Source organism: Microbacterium sp. NPDC089695 (genome assembly GCF_044749085.1).
GTDB lineage: Bacteria > Actinomycetota > Actinomycetes > Actinomycetales > Microbacteriaceae > Microbacterium.
This window is the reverse complement of sequence record NZ_JBIVHG010000001.1, coordinates 2,461,582-2,477,273: the sequence shown is the minus strand read 5'-3', so window position 1 is coordinate 2,477,273 and position 15,692 is coordinate 2,461,582. Positions and strand designations below refer to the sequence as shown.

Annotated in this window: 16 protein-coding genes; 8 read left to right on the top strand and 8 right to left on the bottom strand. The window is 69.3% G+C overall.

Features of this window, described 5'->3' with window-relative positions; all coding sequences use genetic code 11:
* Positions 1-12 precede the first annotated feature (12 nt).
* Positions 13-510 (top strand): DUF3515 family protein, encoded by a 498-nt coding sequence (locus ACIPYT_RS11885; protein WP_401074116.1) that lies wholly within the window; start codon positions 13-15, stop codon positions 508-510.
* 16 nt (positions 511-526) lie between these two features.
* On the opposite strand, the gene ACIPYT_RS11880 is transcribed toward ACIPYT_RS11885, so the two are convergent.
* From ACIPYT_RS11880 to leuC, 6 genes are all read right to left on the bottom strand, one after another.
* Positions 527-1,609 carry a D-alanine--D-alanine ligase family protein gene (locus ACIPYT_RS11880; RefSeq protein WP_401074113.1) on the bottom strand — a complete coding sequence of 361 codons (1,083 nt, stop codon included), beginning with the start codon at positions 1,607-1,609 and terminating at the stop codon, positions 527-529.
* Positions 1,515-2,648: an NAD(P)H-dependent glycerol-3-phosphate dehydrogenase gene (locus tag ACIPYT_RS11875; protein WP_401074110.1), complete on the bottom strand. Its 1,134-nt coding sequence runs from the start codon at positions 2,646-2,648 to the stop codon at positions 1,515-1,517. The genes ACIPYT_RS11880 and ACIPYT_RS11875 overlap by 95 nt, the downstream gene beginning before the upstream one ends.
* On the bottom strand, positions 2,638-3,393 hold the full coding sequence (locus ACIPYT_RS11870; RefSeq protein ID WP_401074108.1) for a lysophospholipid acyltransferase family protein: 756 nt from the start codon (positions 3,391-3,393) through the stop codon (positions 2,638-2,640). The genes ACIPYT_RS11875 and ACIPYT_RS11870 overlap by 11 nt, the downstream gene beginning before the upstream one ends.
* Positions 3,394-3,398: 5 nt before the next feature.
* Positions 3,399-4,766, bottom strand: coding sequence for a UDP-N-acetylglucosamine 1-carboxyvinyltransferase (gene murA / locus ACIPYT_RS11865; RefSeq protein WP_401074105.1), 1,368 nt, complete (start codon positions 4,764-4,766; stop codon positions 3,399-3,401).
* A 63-nt stretch (positions 4,767-4,829) separates the two neighbouring features.
* The gene (leuD, locus tag ACIPYT_RS11860; RefSeq protein ID WP_401074102.1) at positions 4,830-5,426 is read right to left on the bottom strand and encodes a 3-isopropylmalate dehydratase small subunit; all 597 of its coding nucleotides are present in this window, start codon (positions 5,424-5,426) and stop codon (positions 4,830-4,832) included.
* Between the two features lie 2 nt (positions 5,427-5,428).
* Positions 5,429-6,880: a 3-isopropylmalate dehydratase large subunit gene (gene leuC, locus ACIPYT_RS11855; protein WP_401074099.1), complete on the bottom strand. Its 1,452-nt coding sequence runs from the start codon at positions 6,878-6,880 to the stop codon at positions 5,429-5,431.
* 187 nt (positions 6,881-7,067) lie between these two features.
* On the opposite strand from leuC, the gene ACIPYT_RS11850 reads away from it, so the two are divergent.
* A complete protein-coding gene (locus ACIPYT_RS11850) occupies positions 7,068-8,363 on the top strand; it encodes an O-acetylhomoserine aminocarboxypropyltransferase/cysteine synthase family protein (protein WP_401074096.1) in 1,296 nt (431 codons plus the stop codon).
* Positions 8,360-9,673, top strand: a complete 1,314-nt coding sequence (locus tag ACIPYT_RS11845) for an LLM class flavin-dependent oxidoreductase (protein WP_401074093.1) — start codon at positions 8,360-8,362, stop codon at positions 9,671-9,673. Before ACIPYT_RS11850 ends, ACIPYT_RS11845 begins: the two co-directional genes overlap by 4 nt.
* A 12-nt stretch (positions 9,674-9,685) precedes the next feature.
* Here the strand turns inward: ACIPYT_RS11845 and ACIPYT_RS11840 are convergent, their stop codons facing one another.
* A complete protein-coding gene (locus tag ACIPYT_RS11840) occupies positions 9,686-10,183 on the bottom strand; it encodes a DUF427 domain-containing protein (RefSeq protein ID WP_401074090.1) in 498 nt (165 codons plus the stop codon).
* A 36-nt stretch (positions 10,184-10,219) separates the two neighbouring features.
* Between ACIPYT_RS11840 and ACIPYT_RS11835 the strand changes: the two genes are divergently transcribed.
* Positions 10,220-10,813 carry an LON peptidase substrate-binding domain-containing protein gene (locus tag ACIPYT_RS11835; protein WP_401074087.1) on the top strand — a complete coding sequence of 198 codons (594 nt, stop codon included), beginning with the start codon at positions 10,220-10,222 and terminating at the stop codon, positions 10,811-10,813.
* 24 nt (positions 10,814-10,837) lie between these two features.
* Here ACIPYT_RS11835 and ACIPYT_RS11830 read toward each other — a convergent pair whose 3' ends face one another.
* Entirely contained in the window at positions 10,838-11,842 is a 1,005-nt protein-coding gene (locus ACIPYT_RS11830; RefSeq protein WP_401074085.1) for a TerC/Alx family metal homeostasis membrane protein, read from the bottom strand.
* A 252-nt stretch (positions 11,843-12,094) separates the two neighbouring features.
* On the opposite strand from ACIPYT_RS11830, the gene ACIPYT_RS11825 reads away from it, so the two are divergent.
* The 4 genes from ACIPYT_RS11825 (at position 12,095) to ACIPYT_RS11810 (ending at position 15,671) form a co-directional block, all read left to right on the top strand.
* The gene (locus ACIPYT_RS11825) at positions 12,095-12,652 is read left to right on the top strand and encodes an RNA polymerase sigma factor (protein ID WP_401074082.1); all 558 of its coding nucleotides are present in this window, start codon (positions 12,095-12,097) and stop codon (positions 12,650-12,652) included.
* A complete protein-coding gene (locus ACIPYT_RS11820; protein WP_401074079.1) occupies positions 12,649-13,767 on the top strand; it encodes a DUF4349 domain-containing protein in 1,119 nt (372 codons plus the stop codon). The genes ACIPYT_RS11825 and ACIPYT_RS11820 overlap by 4 nt, the downstream gene beginning before the upstream one ends.
* Positions 13,768-13,875: 108 nt before the next feature.
* Entirely contained in the window at positions 13,876-14,424 is a 549-nt protein-coding gene (locus ACIPYT_RS11815; RefSeq protein WP_401074076.1) for an ArsR/SmtB family transcription factor, read from the top strand.
* The gene (locus tag ACIPYT_RS11810) at positions 14,424-15,671 is read left to right on the top strand and encodes an MFS transporter (protein WP_401074074.1); all 1,248 of its coding nucleotides are present in this window, start codon (positions 14,424-14,426) and stop codon (positions 15,669-15,671) included. Before ACIPYT_RS11815 ends, ACIPYT_RS11810 begins: the two co-directional genes overlap by 1 nt.
* Positions 15,672-15,692: the final 21 nt, after the last annotated feature.

Here is a 15,692-nt window from a genome sequence, read left to right as displayed (position 1 = left end):
TAGCCTGGATGCATGCCCTCCTCTCGCCGTCTGCTCGTCGTCGCGGGCATGCTGATCGCCGCCGCCGGGCTCGCCGGGTGCTCGACCACGATCCACCTCGAGCCGGCCGCCGACGCGAACAATCCCGCTTGCGCCGAGGTCTCCGTGCTGCTGCCGGACGCCGTCGGCGACCTCGATCGGGTATGGACCGACGCGCAGGCCACCGGAGCCTGGGGCGAGCCGACGGTCGTGCTGCGCTGCGGCGTCGACGTGCCGGCGCCCTCGACCGAGGTGTGCACGACGATCGGCGGAGTCGACTGGCTCGTCCTCGATCAGGAGGAGGACCGTCAGCGCCTGGTCACCTACGGGCGCGACCCTGCGGTCGAAGTGGTCATCCGCCGCGGCGAGGAGATCGACTTCCGCACCGTCGTCGAGAAGCTCTCGACGAGCATCCAGTCGGGCCTCGAACCCGCGACCGCGCGCTGCACCGACCGTGTGCCGACGACCGACGACGGCGGCACCGAGGGCTGAGCCCCACGACCGTCGATCAGCGGCGCAGACCCGCCTCGATCAGTTCCGAGATGAGGTCTCCGTAGCTCAGACCCGAGGCGACCCAGCACTTCGGGAACATCGAGATCGGCGTGAATCCCGGCATCGTGTTGAGCTCGTTCACGACCAGCTCGCCCGACGGCGTGAGGAACATGTCGACACGTGCGAGACCGCGGCCGTCCACGGCTTCGAAGGCGCGGATGCCGGCATCCTGGATCGCGGCGACCTGATCGTCGTCCAGCTCCGCCGGGCACACCACGTCGACGCCGTCGCCGCCGAGGTACTTGCCCTCGAAGTCGTAGAATCCGCGCGAGGTCAGCACGATCTCGCCCGGGAGCGACGCGCGCACGCCGTCGGCGCCTTCCAGCACCGCCACCTCGATCTCACGACCGGAGACACCGGTCTCGATGAGCACCTTGTCGTCCTCGGCGAACGCGACCGCGAGCGCGGCGTCGAGCTCATCGGGCGTCTCGACCCTCGAGACGCCGACGCTCGAACCCGCACGAGCGGGCTTCACGAACAGAGGAAGGCCGAGGTCTGCGGCCGCGGAGCGCACGCTCGCGGCATCCTGGGCCCACTGTCGGGCGCGCACCGTCACCCACGGAGCGACGGCGATTCCGGCGGCCTGCAGGGCGATCTTCATGAAGTGCTTGTCCATGCACAGCGCCGAGTCGAGCACCCCGCCGCCCGCGTACGGCACCTCCAGTGTGTCGAAGTACCCCTGGATCGTGCCGTCCTCGCCGTGCGGACCGTGCAGGATCGGCAGCACGATGTCGATCTCACCGAGACCGTCGGTCGAACCGTCTGAGCGCACCACGCGCAGAGTCCGCTCGCCGCCGGGCTCGGGCCACAGGATGCGGCTGCCGTTGTCGACGACCTCGGGCAGGTGGGCCGCGTCGAGCGGGAACTTCGCCGGGTCGTCGTCCTCGAGCACGAAGGCGCCCTCGCGGGTGATCCCGACGGGGATCACCGCGTAGCGGTCGCGGTCAATCGCGCCCAGCACCCCTCCCGCCGTTGCGGAACTGATCGAATGCTCGCTGGAGCGCCCGCCGAAGAGCACCACCACCGTCTGCTTGTCCATGGTTGGTCCTCTCACCCTGCGGGGTGTCGTCGTCCGTCGTCAGGTGGGGTGCGATGTCGCGGGGGTCCATCTTCCCGTCGAGCACCATCTTCACCTGTTCGACGATGGGCATGTCCACCTCGGACTCGCGCGCGAGCTGCAGCACCGGCGCGACGGACGCGAGGCCCTCGGCGGTCTGCTGCATCTGCTTCACGACATCCTGGAAGCTGTATCCCTGGCCGAGCAGGCGCCCGGCCGTGTTGTTGCGGCTGAGCGGCGACTGGCACGTCGCGATCAGATCGCCCAGACCCGCGAGTCCCTGCAGAGTCTCGGGGTGCGCTCCGTTCGCGACCGCGAAGTCCGTCATCTCCACGAGACCGCGGGTGATGATCGAGGCCTTCGTGTTCTCGCCGTATCCGACGCCGTCGACGATCCCGATCGCCACGGCGATGAGGTTCTTGAGAACCCCGCCGAACTCCGTGCCGATCACGTCCGTGTTGACGAAGGTGCGGAAATAGCCGTTGCGCGCGGCGCGAGCGACCTCTTCGGCCGTCTCCTGGCTCCGCGACGAGATCACAGCGGCGGTCGGCTGCTCCCGGGCGATCTCTAGCGCGAGGTTCGGGCCGGATGCGACGGCGACCCGGTCGGGGTCGCACCGCAGCTCCTGCTCGATCACCTGGCTCATGCGCAGGCCCGTGCTGCGCTCGACGCCCTTCATGAGGCTGACGATCTTCGCGTCGCCGTCGGCGAGCAGCGGTCGCAGCGCCTTGAGGTTCTCACGCAGCGACTGGCTCGGCACCGACAGGTACACCTGGTCGACGTCGCGCATCGCGGTCGCGAGCTCGTGCGTCGCCGTCATGCTCCGCGGCAGGTTGATGCCGGGCAGGTAGCGGGAGTTGCGCTTGGCCTCATCGATCTCGTGCGCGAGTTCCGCACGCCGGGCCCACATCGTGACGTGCGCGCCGCCGTCGGCGAGGATCTTCCCGAAGGTGGTGCCCCAGCTCCCGGCGCCGATCACGGCGACGCGTGGTCCGGTCGGCACGGTGCGCTTAGGAGTCAAGGCGTCCCGTCTCCTTCTGCCCGTGCGCGGCGGGGTTCCACCGCTCCGCCGGAGCCTTCTCGTCGCGCAGCCCCTCGAGGAGCTCCGTGATCGCGTTCATGAGTCGTGTCGTCGCCTCGTTGAGGGCCGCCGGTTCGCCCGCGCGACCGCGCAGGTCGGACACATCGACCGGGTCGCCGATCACGACCTGGACAGGCTTGCGCGGCGGCCACACGCTGAGGCCCTTCTGGTAGCGGCCCATGATCGCCTGCGTACCCCAGTGGGCCATCGGGATCAGCGGGATGCCGTCGGCCAGCGCGAGGCGCACGGCGCCGGACTTGCCGCGCATGGGCCACATGTCCGGGTCTCTGGTGAGCGTTCCCTCGGGGTAGACGATGACGCCGCGCCCGTGCTTCACGAGCTCCTCCGACTGCTTCATGGTCTGCTTCGCGGCGGCCGCCGACGACGACCGGGCGACCGGGATCATTCCCGTCTTCCGCAGCAACCACCCCACGACGGGCACGCGGAACAGACTCTCCTTGGCCATGAACCGCGGCGCGCGTCCGAGGCGCCACACGGCCACGGCGACGATCAGCGGGTCGAACTCGGAGTAGTGGTTCGGGGCGAGCACGTAGGAGCCGCTCTGCGGCAGCTTCTCGCGACCGGTCACCCGGATGCGCGCCAGCAGGCCGACCAACGGGATGACGATCACGGCGACCGGCCAGAACAGGCTCGGACGCGTGGTCTCCGACGACCGGCGACCCATGTCCGTCACCGGACGACGTCGAAGTCGGCGCCGAGTGCATCGAGCTTGGCGAGGAACTTCTCGTAGCCGCGGCTCAGGATGTCGACGCCCGAGACCTGGGACTCGCCCGACGCCGTGAGCGCCGCGATCACGTGGCTGTATCCGCCCCGGAGGTCGGGCACCACGATGTCTGCACCGTGCAGCGGGGTCGGACCCGTGATCACGGCGGCCTGCTCGAGATCGCGGCGCGGAACACGACGCGGACCCGCCTGCAGACCCCGCGGGTGCACGACGATGTCCGCGCCCATCTTCACGAGCGCCTCGGTGAAGCCCATGCGGTTCTCGTACACGGTCTCGTGCACGACCGACCGGCCCTTCGCCTGTGTGAGGGCCACGACGAGCGGCTGCTGCCAGTCGGTCATGAAACCGGGGTGGACGTCGGTCTCGACGACCACGGGCTTGAGCTCGCCGTCGCGGCGGAAGAGGATCCCGTCCTCCTGGATGTCGAACCAGCCGCCCGCCTTGCGGAACACGTTGAGGAAGGTGAGCATCTCCTGCTGCTTCGCGCCGCCGACGAAGATCTCGCCGTCGGTCGCGAGAGCCGCAGATGCCCACGACGCCGCCTCGTTGCGATCGAAGATCGACCGGTGGTCGTACCCGCGGAGCTTCTCGACGCCTTCGATGAGGATCACCCGGTTGGGCTCGTACGAGATGATGGCGCCCATCTTCTGCAGCACCGCGATCAGGTCCATGATCTCGGGCTCGATCGCGGCGTTGCGCAGCTCGGTCGTGCCCTCGGCCCGCACCGCGGTGAGCAGCACCTGCTCGGTGGCGCCGACGCTGGGGTACGGGAGGTGGATGTTCGCACCGTGCAGGCGCGCACCGCCCGTGGAGAGACGGATGCCGCTCGGGAGCTTCTCGACGATCGCGCCGAACTTGCGGAGCGCGTCGAGGTGGAAGTCGATGGGACGGTCGCCGATGCGGCATCCGCCGAGGTCCGGGATGAACGCCTGACCGAGCCGGTGCAGCAGCGGACCGCAGAACAGGATCGGGATGCGGGAGGCACCCGCGTGCGCGTCGATCTCCTCCATGTGGGCCGACTCGACGCCGCTGGGGTCGAACACCAGCGAGCCGGGCTCGTCGCCCGACGTCACGCGCACGCCGTGCACCTCGAGCAGCGAGCGCACCACGGCGACGTCGCTGAGGTCGGGGACGTCGCGCAGCGTGCTGGCGGTCTCGCCGAGCAGCGTCGCGACCATCGCCTTGGTCGCGAGGTTCTTCGCGCCCTTGACGTCGACACGACCGCGCAGCGGGCGGCCTCCGCGAATCGCGAGGACATCTCCGGTCAACGCTGGGACTCCATCCGCAAGAGCGTCGCGCAGGGGTGTCGTCATTCGGGCCTCACTTCGGTCAACGGTATCGGGACGGGGTCGCCCTCGGCTCCCCCGTCCCGCCGTTCACTGAACGGGGAGGGTCCGGGGCCGCCACGATTCGCGGCGGGCTTCGAACTGCGCGATCTTGTCTTCGTTGCGCAGCGTGAGCCCGATGTCATCGAGCCCTTCGAGGAGCCGCCATCTAGTGTAATCGTCGATGCCGAGGTCGGCCTGGATCTCGCCGATGGTGGCGATGCGGTCCTCGAGGTTCACCGTGATGGAAGCCCCGGGATTCCGGTCGATCTCGGCCCAGATCCGCTCGAGATCCTCTTCGGAGATCGTTGCGGCGAGGAGCCCCTGCTTGCCCGAGTTCCCGCGGAAGATGTCTGCGAAGCGCGGGCTCAGCACGACCGTGAATCCGAAGTCGCGCAGCGCCCAGACGGCGTGCTCGCGGCTGGATCCCGTGCCGAAGTCGGGGCCGGCGACCAGCACGGACGCGCCCTGGAACGCATCCTGGTTGAGCACGAAGTCGGGGTCCTGACGCCAACCGTGGAACAGGGCGTCCTCGAACCCGGTCTTCGTGACCCGCTTGAGGAACACTGCGGGGATGATCTGATCGGTGTCGACGTTCGAGCGCTTGAGCGGCGCGGCGATCCCGGTGTGGGTGGTGAACTTCTCCATCGTCAGACCTCCGCCATCTCGTACAGGTCGCTGGGACTCGACAACGTGCCGCGGATCGCGGTCGCCGCGGCTACGAGCGGCGACACCAGGTGGGTGCGTCCGCCCTTGCCCTGGCGACCTTCGAAGTTGCGGTTCGAGGTCGATGCGCAGCGCTCCCCCGGAGCGAGCTGATCGGGGTTCATGCCCAGGCACATCGAGCAGCCCGCGAAGCGCCACTCCGCACCGAAGTCCGTGATGATCTTGTCGAGTCCCTCGGCCTCGGCTTCGAGCCGCACGCGGGCGGACCCCGGAACGACCATGACGCGCACGCCATCGGCCTTCTTCCGGCCCTCGATGATCGACGCGAACGCGCGCAGATCCTCGATGCGGCTGTTCGTGCACGATCCCATGAACACGGCGTCCACCGGAACCTCCTTCAGAGGCGTCCCGGGCGTCAGGTCCATGTACTCCAGCGCCCGCTCGGCGGCTGCGCGCTCGTTCGGGTCGATGATCGTGGCGGGGTCGGGCACGGATGCCGAGAGCGAGCTGCCCTGGCCGGGGTTCGTGCCCCACGTGACGAACGGCTCGAGCTCGTCGGCGTCGATGAACACCTCGGCGTCGAACGCTGCGCCCTCGTCGGTCGGCAGCGTGCGCCAGTAGGCGACCGCGTCGTCCCAGTCGTCGCCCTTCGGAGCGTGCGGGCGCCCCTCGAGGTAGGCGAACGTCGTCTCGTCGGGGGCGACCATTCCGGCGCGGGCGCCGGCCTCGATCGACATGTTGCAGATCGTCATGCGCCCCTCCATGGAGAGGGCCCGGATCGCGCTGCCGCGGTATTCGAGCACGTAGCCCTGCCCGCCGCCGGTGCCGATCTTCGCGATCACGGCGAGGATGATGTCCTTCGCCGTCACCCCGGGTCGCAGGGTGCCCTCGACGGTGACCGCCATGGTCTTGAACGGCTTGAGCGGGAGCGTCTGCGTCGCCATCACATGCTCGACCTCGCTCGTGCCGATCCCGAACGCCATCGCGCCGAAGGCGCCGTGCGTCGAGGTGTGCGAGTCGCCGCAGACCACGGTGATGCCCGGCATCGTGAGCCCGAGCTGGGGGCCGACCACGTGCACGATGCCCTGCTCAGCGTCGCCCAGCGAGTGCAGACGCACTCCGAACTCCGCGGCGTTGCGGCGCAGCGTCTCGATCTGGGTGCGGCTCGTGAGGTCTGCGATGGGCTTGTCGATCTCCCACGTCGGAGTGTTGTGGTCCTCGGTGGCGATGGTCAGGTCGAGACGCCGGAGCGGACGCCCCTCGGTCCTGAGGCCGTCGAACGCCTGCGGGCTCGTGACCTCGTGCACGAGGTGCAGGTCGATGTAGATGAGATCCGGCTCGCCGTTCTCGCCCTTGACGACGAGGTGGTCGTCCCAGACCTTCTCGGCCAGAGTGCGAGGACGTGCGGACGCAGAGGGTGCTGCGGGGCTGTTCATTGCGATTCTCCTGAAGCTGGCGGTTCGGCCCACAGTGGACTCCGCGACGAGGAGGGGCTCAGAACGAGGTCTCGTCGCGGCCGCTAAGAAGGAGCACGATCCGCATGACGTCAGGTTACCACCGCTTCCGCGGTGTGCGACGCGCCGTGACACAGTACTGAGACCCGCACCATCGAGAGGCACCCGCATGACCGTCGACTCCCCCGGTTTCGCCACCACGGCGGTCCATGCCGCCCGAAACCAGGACGGGGCGTCCTCACGCGCGACCCCGATCTATCTCACGGCGGGATTCGAGTTCGACGACTTCGACCACGCCGCACACCACTTCGGCACCGGTGCAGGCTTCGGGTACACCCGCACGGGCAATCCCACTGTGCGCGCCGTCGAGCGTCAGTTGGCGGCGCTCGAGGCGGGAGCCGACGCGGTGCTGGTGGCCAGCGGTCAGGCTGCGGTCTCGACCGCGCTGCTGACCGTCGCGGGTGCAGGCGACCACATCGTCTCCTCCACGCACATCTACGAGGGCACGCGCGGGCTGCTGCTCGACAACTTCGCCAGGCTCGGCATCGAGACCACGTTCGTCGACGACATCCGCGATCCCGACGCGTGGCGCACGGCGATCCGCCCCAACACACGCGCGCTCTTCGCCGAGTCGCTCGCGAACGCCCGCAACGACGTGCTCGACATCGCCGCCGTGGCGGCGATCGGCGACGAGACGGCGATACCGCTCATCGTCGACAACACCCTCGGCACGCCCTTCCTCGTGCGCCCCCTCGAGCACGGCGCCGCGATCGTCGTGCACTCCGCGTCGAAGTTCCTCGCCGGCCACGGTTCGGTGCTCGGCGGGGTCATCGTCGACGACGGCCGTTTCGATGCGGCGAAGGCCGGTCACAACGCGCCGCACCTCGTGCTCCCCGGTCGCGCCGGACTCCCGAGCATCGCGTCGCGGCACGGCGGCAACGCACGCATCGCCTACGCTCGCGAATCCGTGGCCCCGCGCTTCGGCGCCTCGCCCTCGCCGCTCAACGCGTTCCTGATCGGGCAGGGTGCGGAAACGCTCGGGCTGCGGGTCGAGCGCCAGTCGCGCAACGCGCTCGACGTCGCGCGCTGGCTCACGGCTCAGGACGCCGTCGAGAGCGTCGACTACGTCGGCCTGGAGAGCCACCCCGACCATGCGCTGGCCCTGAAGTACCTCCGAGGAGGCTTCGGTTCGATCTTCACGTTCACGCTCAAGGGCGGCCTCCCGGCGGCCAGGGCCTTCGTCGAGGATGTGCGCGTGTTCACGCATATGACGCACATCGGCGACGTGCGATCGCTCGTGCTCCACCCGGGGACGACGAGTCATGCGTACCGCAGCGACGAGGAGCGCGAGCTGCTGGGTGTGCGTCCGGGGACGCTGCGCCTGTCGATCGGCATCGAGGACGTCGCCGACCTGATCGCCGACCTCACCCGCGTGCTCGAACCCGCCCGCGAGGCCGTCCGATGAGCCGCCTGCAGCACTTCGGCTGGTTCCTCGCGCGCGGGTTCGGCCCGCAGGGATGGGGCTATCCCTCGCTCGACTGGGACTACGACTGGACCAGGCCCGAGATCTACCAGGATGCGGCGCGCACGCTGGAGCAGGCCGGCTTCGACCTCGTGATCATCGAGGATGCCCCGTCGCTCGGCTCGGCCGACACGATCGACCTGCGGGTGCGCCATGCCTTCGGCGGCCCGAAGCACGATCCGCTGCTCCTCGCACCGTATCTGTTCCAGGCGACCAGGCACCTCGGGGTCGTCCCGACCGTGAATCCGGCGGCGTACCTTCCGTACACCGCGGCGCGGCAGTTCTCGACCCTGCAGCATCTGAGCGGTCATCGACTCGGGCTCAACGTCGTCACCGACACGGGCAGCGCCCGACACTTCTCGGCGGCCGCACAGCTCGGCCACGACGAGGCGTACGACCGGGCCGAGGAATGGCTCGACGGCATCCGCTCGCTCTGGCGCAGCTGGGATGACGGCGCCCTCGTGCGCGACCGCGCCACCGACGTCTACGCCGACGGCACGCGCCTGCGGGCCGTAGAGCACCGCGGTACGCACTTCGCGTTCGACGGCCCGCTCAACGCACTCCCCTTCACCGATGGCGAGCCCGCGATCGTGTCGCCCGGCGGCTCCGGTCGTGGACTCGGATTCGCCGGCGCGAACTCCGACGTCCAACTGGCGCTCGCACCCCTGACGGAGTCATCGGTACGTGCGTACCGCGCGAAGATCCACGACGCCGCTCGTGCCGCCGGCCGCACACCCGAAGACATCAGGATCCTCTTCGCGATCCAGCCCGTGATCACCTCGTCTGCGGAGGAGGCCGACCGCATCGTCGCCGCCTCGGCCCACCCCGACGACGCCGCGCTCGTGCAGATCGCACGCAAGCAGTCGAGCGACCTCGAGACCGACCTCACCGGCCTCGACCTCGATCGTCCCCTCGACCTGTCGATCTTCGGCCCGCACGTCTCCCGCGGCAGCATCCAGCGCCTTGTCGGCGATCGCGACGAGTCGGCGCCGCTCCGCGCGCATCTCGCCGCCCTCGCGCGGAGCGGACGGATCAGCGACCGCAGTGGGTTCGTCGGCACCGCCGAGGAGTTCGCCGACCTGATCGAGGAGCTCGGGGACTGGGGCAACGACGGTGTGCTGCTGTGGGGCGACTTCCATCCGGTGACGCTGCACCGCACGCTGGACGAGCTCGTGCCGGTGCTGCGACGCCGCGGCATCCTCCGTCGCGAGTTCGTCGACGGCGGCCTGCAGGCGAACCTGCGCGCGTTCTGAGCCGAGGTCGGCCTACCAGCCCATCGACCCGGGGACGCCCTTGAAGGGCCCGACGAGGTTCGCCGTGACCCACCCTCCGTAGAAGCCGCCCGGTTGCGGGGTCACGACTTCGCCGTCGACCGTGCACTCGTCCATGGGTCCGGCGTACACCGCCACCCGATCGGCGAGGACCTCGAATCCCGGAGAGGGATCCGGATAGTTCCATGCCGCGCGTTCCGCCACTTCTCCCCCGCCGCGGACGTCGAAGTAGCGGGCCGCGCCCTTGAACTCGCAGAACGAGGATCCCGCGGCATCCGCCAGCGCTCCGGCCGAGAAATCGGCGAGCGGTACGTAGTACACGGGCGGATGGCTGGTCTCGAGCACTCGCACCGCGTCCGTCGTATCGGCGATCAGCTCACCGCCGAGCCGGATCGTCACGCGACCCCGCACGGGCTCGACGCGCGGTGGCCGCGGATAATCCCAGACCGACTCCTGACCGGACGCGGGGATGACGGGCTGAGGTCTGCGCATCTGTTCACTGTACGTCGGGCGGTGTTGACTGGGGCCATGACCGCGATACCGATGTTCCCGCTCGAATCGGTGCTGTTCCCGTCGACTCCGCTGCCGCTCCGCGTGTTCGAGCCGCGGTACCTCACCATGATCGGACGGCTGCTCGACGAGGAGGACCCGCAGTTCGGGGTCGTGCTCATCGAGCGCGGGCACGAGGTCGGCGGAGGCGATCAACGCAGCACGATCGGCACCATGGCGCGGCTCGTGAGCGTGTCGGCCGATGCGGACGTGCTGCACATCGTCGCGGTCGGCACCCGGCGGTTCACGGTCGAGCGCTGGGCGGACGACGAGCCGCATCCCATGGCCGAGACCGCGCCCGTACCCGCCCTCGTCTGGAACGACGCCCTGACGCCGCTGCGCACGGAGGCCGAGGCGATCGTGCGGCGAGTGCTCGCTCGCGCGGACGGCCCCTGGGCGCCCGACACGGAACTCGCGGACGAACCGATCGCCGCGGCCTGGCAACTCGCCGCGATCGCTCCGCTCGGCGAGTACGACCGCTACCGACTTCTCCAGTCGACCACGACGGGCGCCCTGCTCGGTCAGGTGATCGACATGACCCTCGAGGCCGAATCGCTCTGGTCGAACGGCTGAGAGCCCGATCTCTCGGCCGAGGACTCAGTCGACGGGCGTCGAGAGGCGTGCTGCGCGCTTCTCGCGCGACGACGCCACCAGGCTCGCGACGGTCGCGACCGTCATCGACACCAGGATGACCCCGAGCGACACGAGGTTGTCGATGTCGGGGACCCACTCGACGTGCTCCCCGCCGTTGATGAACGGCAGCTCGTTCACGTGCAGCGCATGCAGGATGAGCTTGATGCCGATGAACCCGAGGATCACGGCGATGCCGTAGTGCAGGTAGCGCAGGCGGTCGAGCAGGTCGCCGAGCAGGAAATAGAGCTGGCGCAGACCCATGAGCGCGAAGATGTTCGCCGCGAACACCAGGAATCCGTTCGTCGTGATCTCGAAGATCGCGGGGATCGAGTCGATCGCGAAGATGAGGTCGGTGACGCCGATCGTGATGAACACGATGATCATCGGCGTCCACATCCGCTTGCCGTCGACGGTCGTGCGGATCTTCGAGCCGTCGTAGGTCTCGCTGATGTCGATGCGTCGACGAAGCAGCCTCACGATGAAGTTCTCGCGCTTGACGTCGTCGTCGTGATCCCCCTCGGGCATCGCCTGCTTGATCGCGGTGTAGATCAGGAAGGCTCCGAAGACGTAGAAGATCGGCGAGAAGTTCTCGATGATCGTGACGCCCACGAGGATGAACGCACCGCGCAGCACGAGCGCGATGATGATGCCGACCATGAGCACCTGCTGCTGGAGACGCCGCGGCACCGCGAACTGCGCCATGATCAGCACGAAGACGAAGAGGTTGTCGACCGAGAGGCTGTATTCGAGCGCCCAGCCTGTGATGAAGTCTCCGGCGTTGCGCCAGCCCGCCACGTTGCCGAGGATCAGGGCGAAGAGGAGAGCGAGTCCGACGTAGAAGACGACCCAGAGCGTCGACTCCTTCGTGGAGGGGATGTGCGGGCGCAGGCGGATGAGCAGCAGATCGCCGATCAGCACGAGGCTGAGAACGACCATCGAGGTGATCTCGAACCAGACGGGGATGTCCACAGGCGTGACGGACCTTTCGGGGAGGGTACGGAGAAGACCGAAAGTCTCTCCCCCGCACATGGTGCGTCGCGCGCCCGGAGCAGCTTCGATGATGCTCGTGATGACGTTACGCGCGGATCCGGGATACTCCCTCTCGCAGAAGACCATGCTAGACCCTGCGATGTCGCGATCAGGAGAATCGCGCACACCGATCTGAGACGATGGGGCATCCGGCGACACTTCCCTGGTGAGAGACACCGAACGGAATCAAGGATGCCCGTGCAGACGAGTGATCAGAGATGGGTGGCGCAGGCCGCGGCCGGCGACGAAAGCGCCTTCCGCGAGCTGTACCGCCTGTACGTCCGGCCGGTCTATTGGATCGCCCACGGCATCATCGGCTCCGCAGCCGACGCCGAGGATGTGACGCAGGAGACCTTCGTGACCGCGTGGCGCAAGCTGCCCGGGCTCGAGCTGCAGGGCGAGTCCGTGCTGCCGTGGCTGGCGACGATCTGCCGCTTCCAGGCAGCGAACCGGATGCGGCAGCGGCGGCGTGATCAGGCCCACACAGCGGATGCCCCCGACGAGAACCTGCCCGCGACGATCAGCGTCGAGGACCAGGTCATCACGACGGACCTCGCGGAGCGGATCGCCACCGAGATCGGCACGCTGAGCGAGCTCGACCGCGAGATCTTCCGTCTCTGCGCCGCAGAGGGCTACGCCTATCAGGCGGCCGCGGAGGAGCTCGGCATCAGTCACGCCGTGGTCAGGAATCGTCTCTCGCGAGTGCGCACCCGCCTGCGCGGTGCCGTGAAGGAAGCGAGCGAGGCATGAACGACAAGACGAACGACGGGCTCCCGAATCTCTCCGACGCCACCGTCGACCGCATCGAGGAGGCGGTGTTCGCGGAGATCGCCGCAGAGCGCCCGCGCCCGTCGGCGGCCACCGTGCCGGACCGTGCTCGTGTGCGCCGCCGACGGTGGGCGACCGGCGCGGGGATCGCGGCCGCATTCGTGATCGGAGTGCTCGTCACGCCGCCGATCCTGAGCGCCGTCGGGGGCAGCGCCATGAGCACCGCGGACGGCGGATCGGGCGTGATCGGCTGGAGCTCCGAGGAATCGAGCTCCGGTACGGCCGACCGCAGCGCACCGACGGGCGTCTCGGACGCCGCGCCGGAGTCCTCCGCCGTGAACCCCGAGCTGCAGGCGGCCCAGGGCGACGTCGATGCCACCGGCCGCGACATCATCGCGACCGGGAACGTCACGCTGCAGGTGAACGACATCGCGGCGGCGGCGGATGCGATCACCACGATCGCGGAAGAGCACGAGGGGTACGTCGAGAGCACCGAGGTCGGCAAGAGCCTCGCCGTCGACGGGACGACGGTTCCTGCGCCCGCCGATGACGGCTACGGCTGGATCAGCATCCGGGTGCCCTCGGCCGACCTGACCGCCGTGATCGACGAACTGCGCGACGCGGGCGAGGTGCTCTCGACCTCGATCTCGAAGCAGGACGTCACCTCGACCACGATCGACCTGCAGGCGCGCGTCGATGCGACGACCGCCTCCGTGCAGCGCCTCACCGAGCTGATGGCGCAGTCCGGCAGTGTGTCGGAGCTGATCGAAGCCGAGGTCGCCCTGACCGACCGCCAGGCGCAGCTCGAGTCGTACCAGCAGCAGCTGACCGCGCTGCAGGATCAGGTCGCGATGTCGAGTCTGCAGGTGCAGCTCACGGAGGCGACCGCTCCGACGACGGCGGATCCCGCCGGGTTCGGCGACGGGCTGCTCGCCGGATGGAACGGTCTGGTGGTGTCGCTCAACGCGCTCGTCGTGGCGGTCGGCTTCATCCTCCCCTGGTTGGCGATCGCCGCACTCGTGGTGTTGCTGATCTGGGGCATCCGCCGTGCGCGTCGCACCCGTCGCGAGCGTACGGCCGAGAGCGCGGCCGACTGACGCGGAGTCGGGGCCATCACGACACCCCGCGGTGGCCCCGATTCCCTGCCTTTCCGGGGTATACAAGAAGTCTTGTCGTCTTGCCGCGTCGGCCGTACGGTGGCGTGCATGGAAGACATCTCCGTCATCACCGCCGTGCACCACCCGCTGCGGCGACGCATGTACGACTACCTGCTCCTCTACGGCGCCTCGCAGGTCACGACCCTCGCGCGGGAGTTGCAGAGCCAGGTCGGCAGCATCAGCCATCACCTCCGGATGCTGGAGCGCGCCGGCCTCGTGGAGCGGGTCGAGGACCCGCAGGGCGACCGGCGCACCAGCTGGTGGCGACTCGCGCGCCGCGGACTCACCTGGTCGGCAGGGGACTTCGCCGACTCGCCCGCCGACGCCCTGCTCGCCCGAGAGGCGCAGCGCCAGAGCATCCGGATGCAGATCGAACGCCTGCAGCGCTGGCAGCGCCGCCACGAGGATCCGGCGTTCGCCGCCTACGACGCGTCGAACACGGAGACGACCGCCTGGGCCTCCCCCGACGAGCTGCGTGACCTCACCGCCCGTCTGCTCACGACGCTGAACGAGTGGCAGGCGTCGGTCGATCTCGACGACGGACAGGAGCGCACCCCGATCTTCTTCTTCGCCCACGCGTTCCCGACGGTGCCGTGATGTCGACCGTCGCTCCGGAACAGCTCACGGTTCCCCCTCCGTTCCGTCGGGACCGCCGTGTGCACGCCTGGATCCTCGTCAAGGCGCTCTCCGACGCCGGAGACGCGGTGTGGACGATCGCGCTCGCCTGGACGGCCGTGCAGAACACCTCTCCCGCCGTCGCCGGGCTCATCGTCGCAGCAGGCACGGTGCCGCGCGCGGTGATCCTGCTGTTCGGCGGTGTACTCGCGGATCGCGCGGATGCCCGTCGGGTCATGATGCTCTTCAACGCGATCCGCGTCGTGGTGCTCGTGAGCGTCGCGCTCTGGGTTCTGGCCGAGCCGCCGAGCGTCGCCCTGCTGCTGACCGCCGCGATCGCGTTCGGTGTGTGCGACGCGTTCTACGAGCCCTCCGCGGGCACGATCGCCCGTCAGCTCGTGCGTCCGGAGGACCTCCCGTCCTACAGCGCCATGTCGCAGACCGCGACGAGACTCGGCACCATCGCCGGCGCGGCGGTCGGCGGCGTCCTCGTCGCGTGGTCGGGCCTCGCCGGGAGCGCGAGCGTCAACGCACTGACCTTCGCTCTCGTCGTCGCTTTCATCGCGGCCTGGCTGCGCCCTCGCTTCCGACTGGCCCGCGCCGATCGCGAACCGTCTCTGCGCGCGATCGCTCGCGGGTTCGGCCACCTGCGCGTGCACCCGACCACCCGCACTCTCGTGATCGCCCTCTCGGGCCTGAACCTCGCCGTGGGGCCTGCGATCGGGATAGGCCTGGCGCTGCGCGCCCACGACCAGGGGTGGGGCGCACCGGCGGTCGGGCTGTTCGAGGCGCTGCTGGGGCTCGGCGCGGCCGCCGGCGCCGCGAGCGTGCTGCGCTGGCGCCCGCGACGAGAGGCGTACGCCGGGTTCTGGGCGCTCGTCGTGCAGGGAGCGGCGATCATCGCGCTCGGCTTCGGCTCGGTCTGGGGCGTCGGCGCGGCGGCGTTCGTCATCGGCGTCACGGCCGGGTACGCCTCCGTGCTGCTCAGCGCGACGTTCGCCGCGACGGTGGACACCGCGTATCTCGGACGCATGAGCGCACTCACCCGCCTCGGCGACGACTGTCTGATGCCCCTCGCGATGGCTGCGTTCGGAGCTCTCGCCTCCGCGACCGCGGTGGGCATCCCGTTCGCGGTGTTCGGCGGAGCGATGATGGCGATCATGGTGCTGCCGCTGAGCAGCCCGACGTTCCGGCGCATGACGCTCCGTGAGGCGTCATCCTCAGCCTGACGCGATGTCGTCCGGAGACGA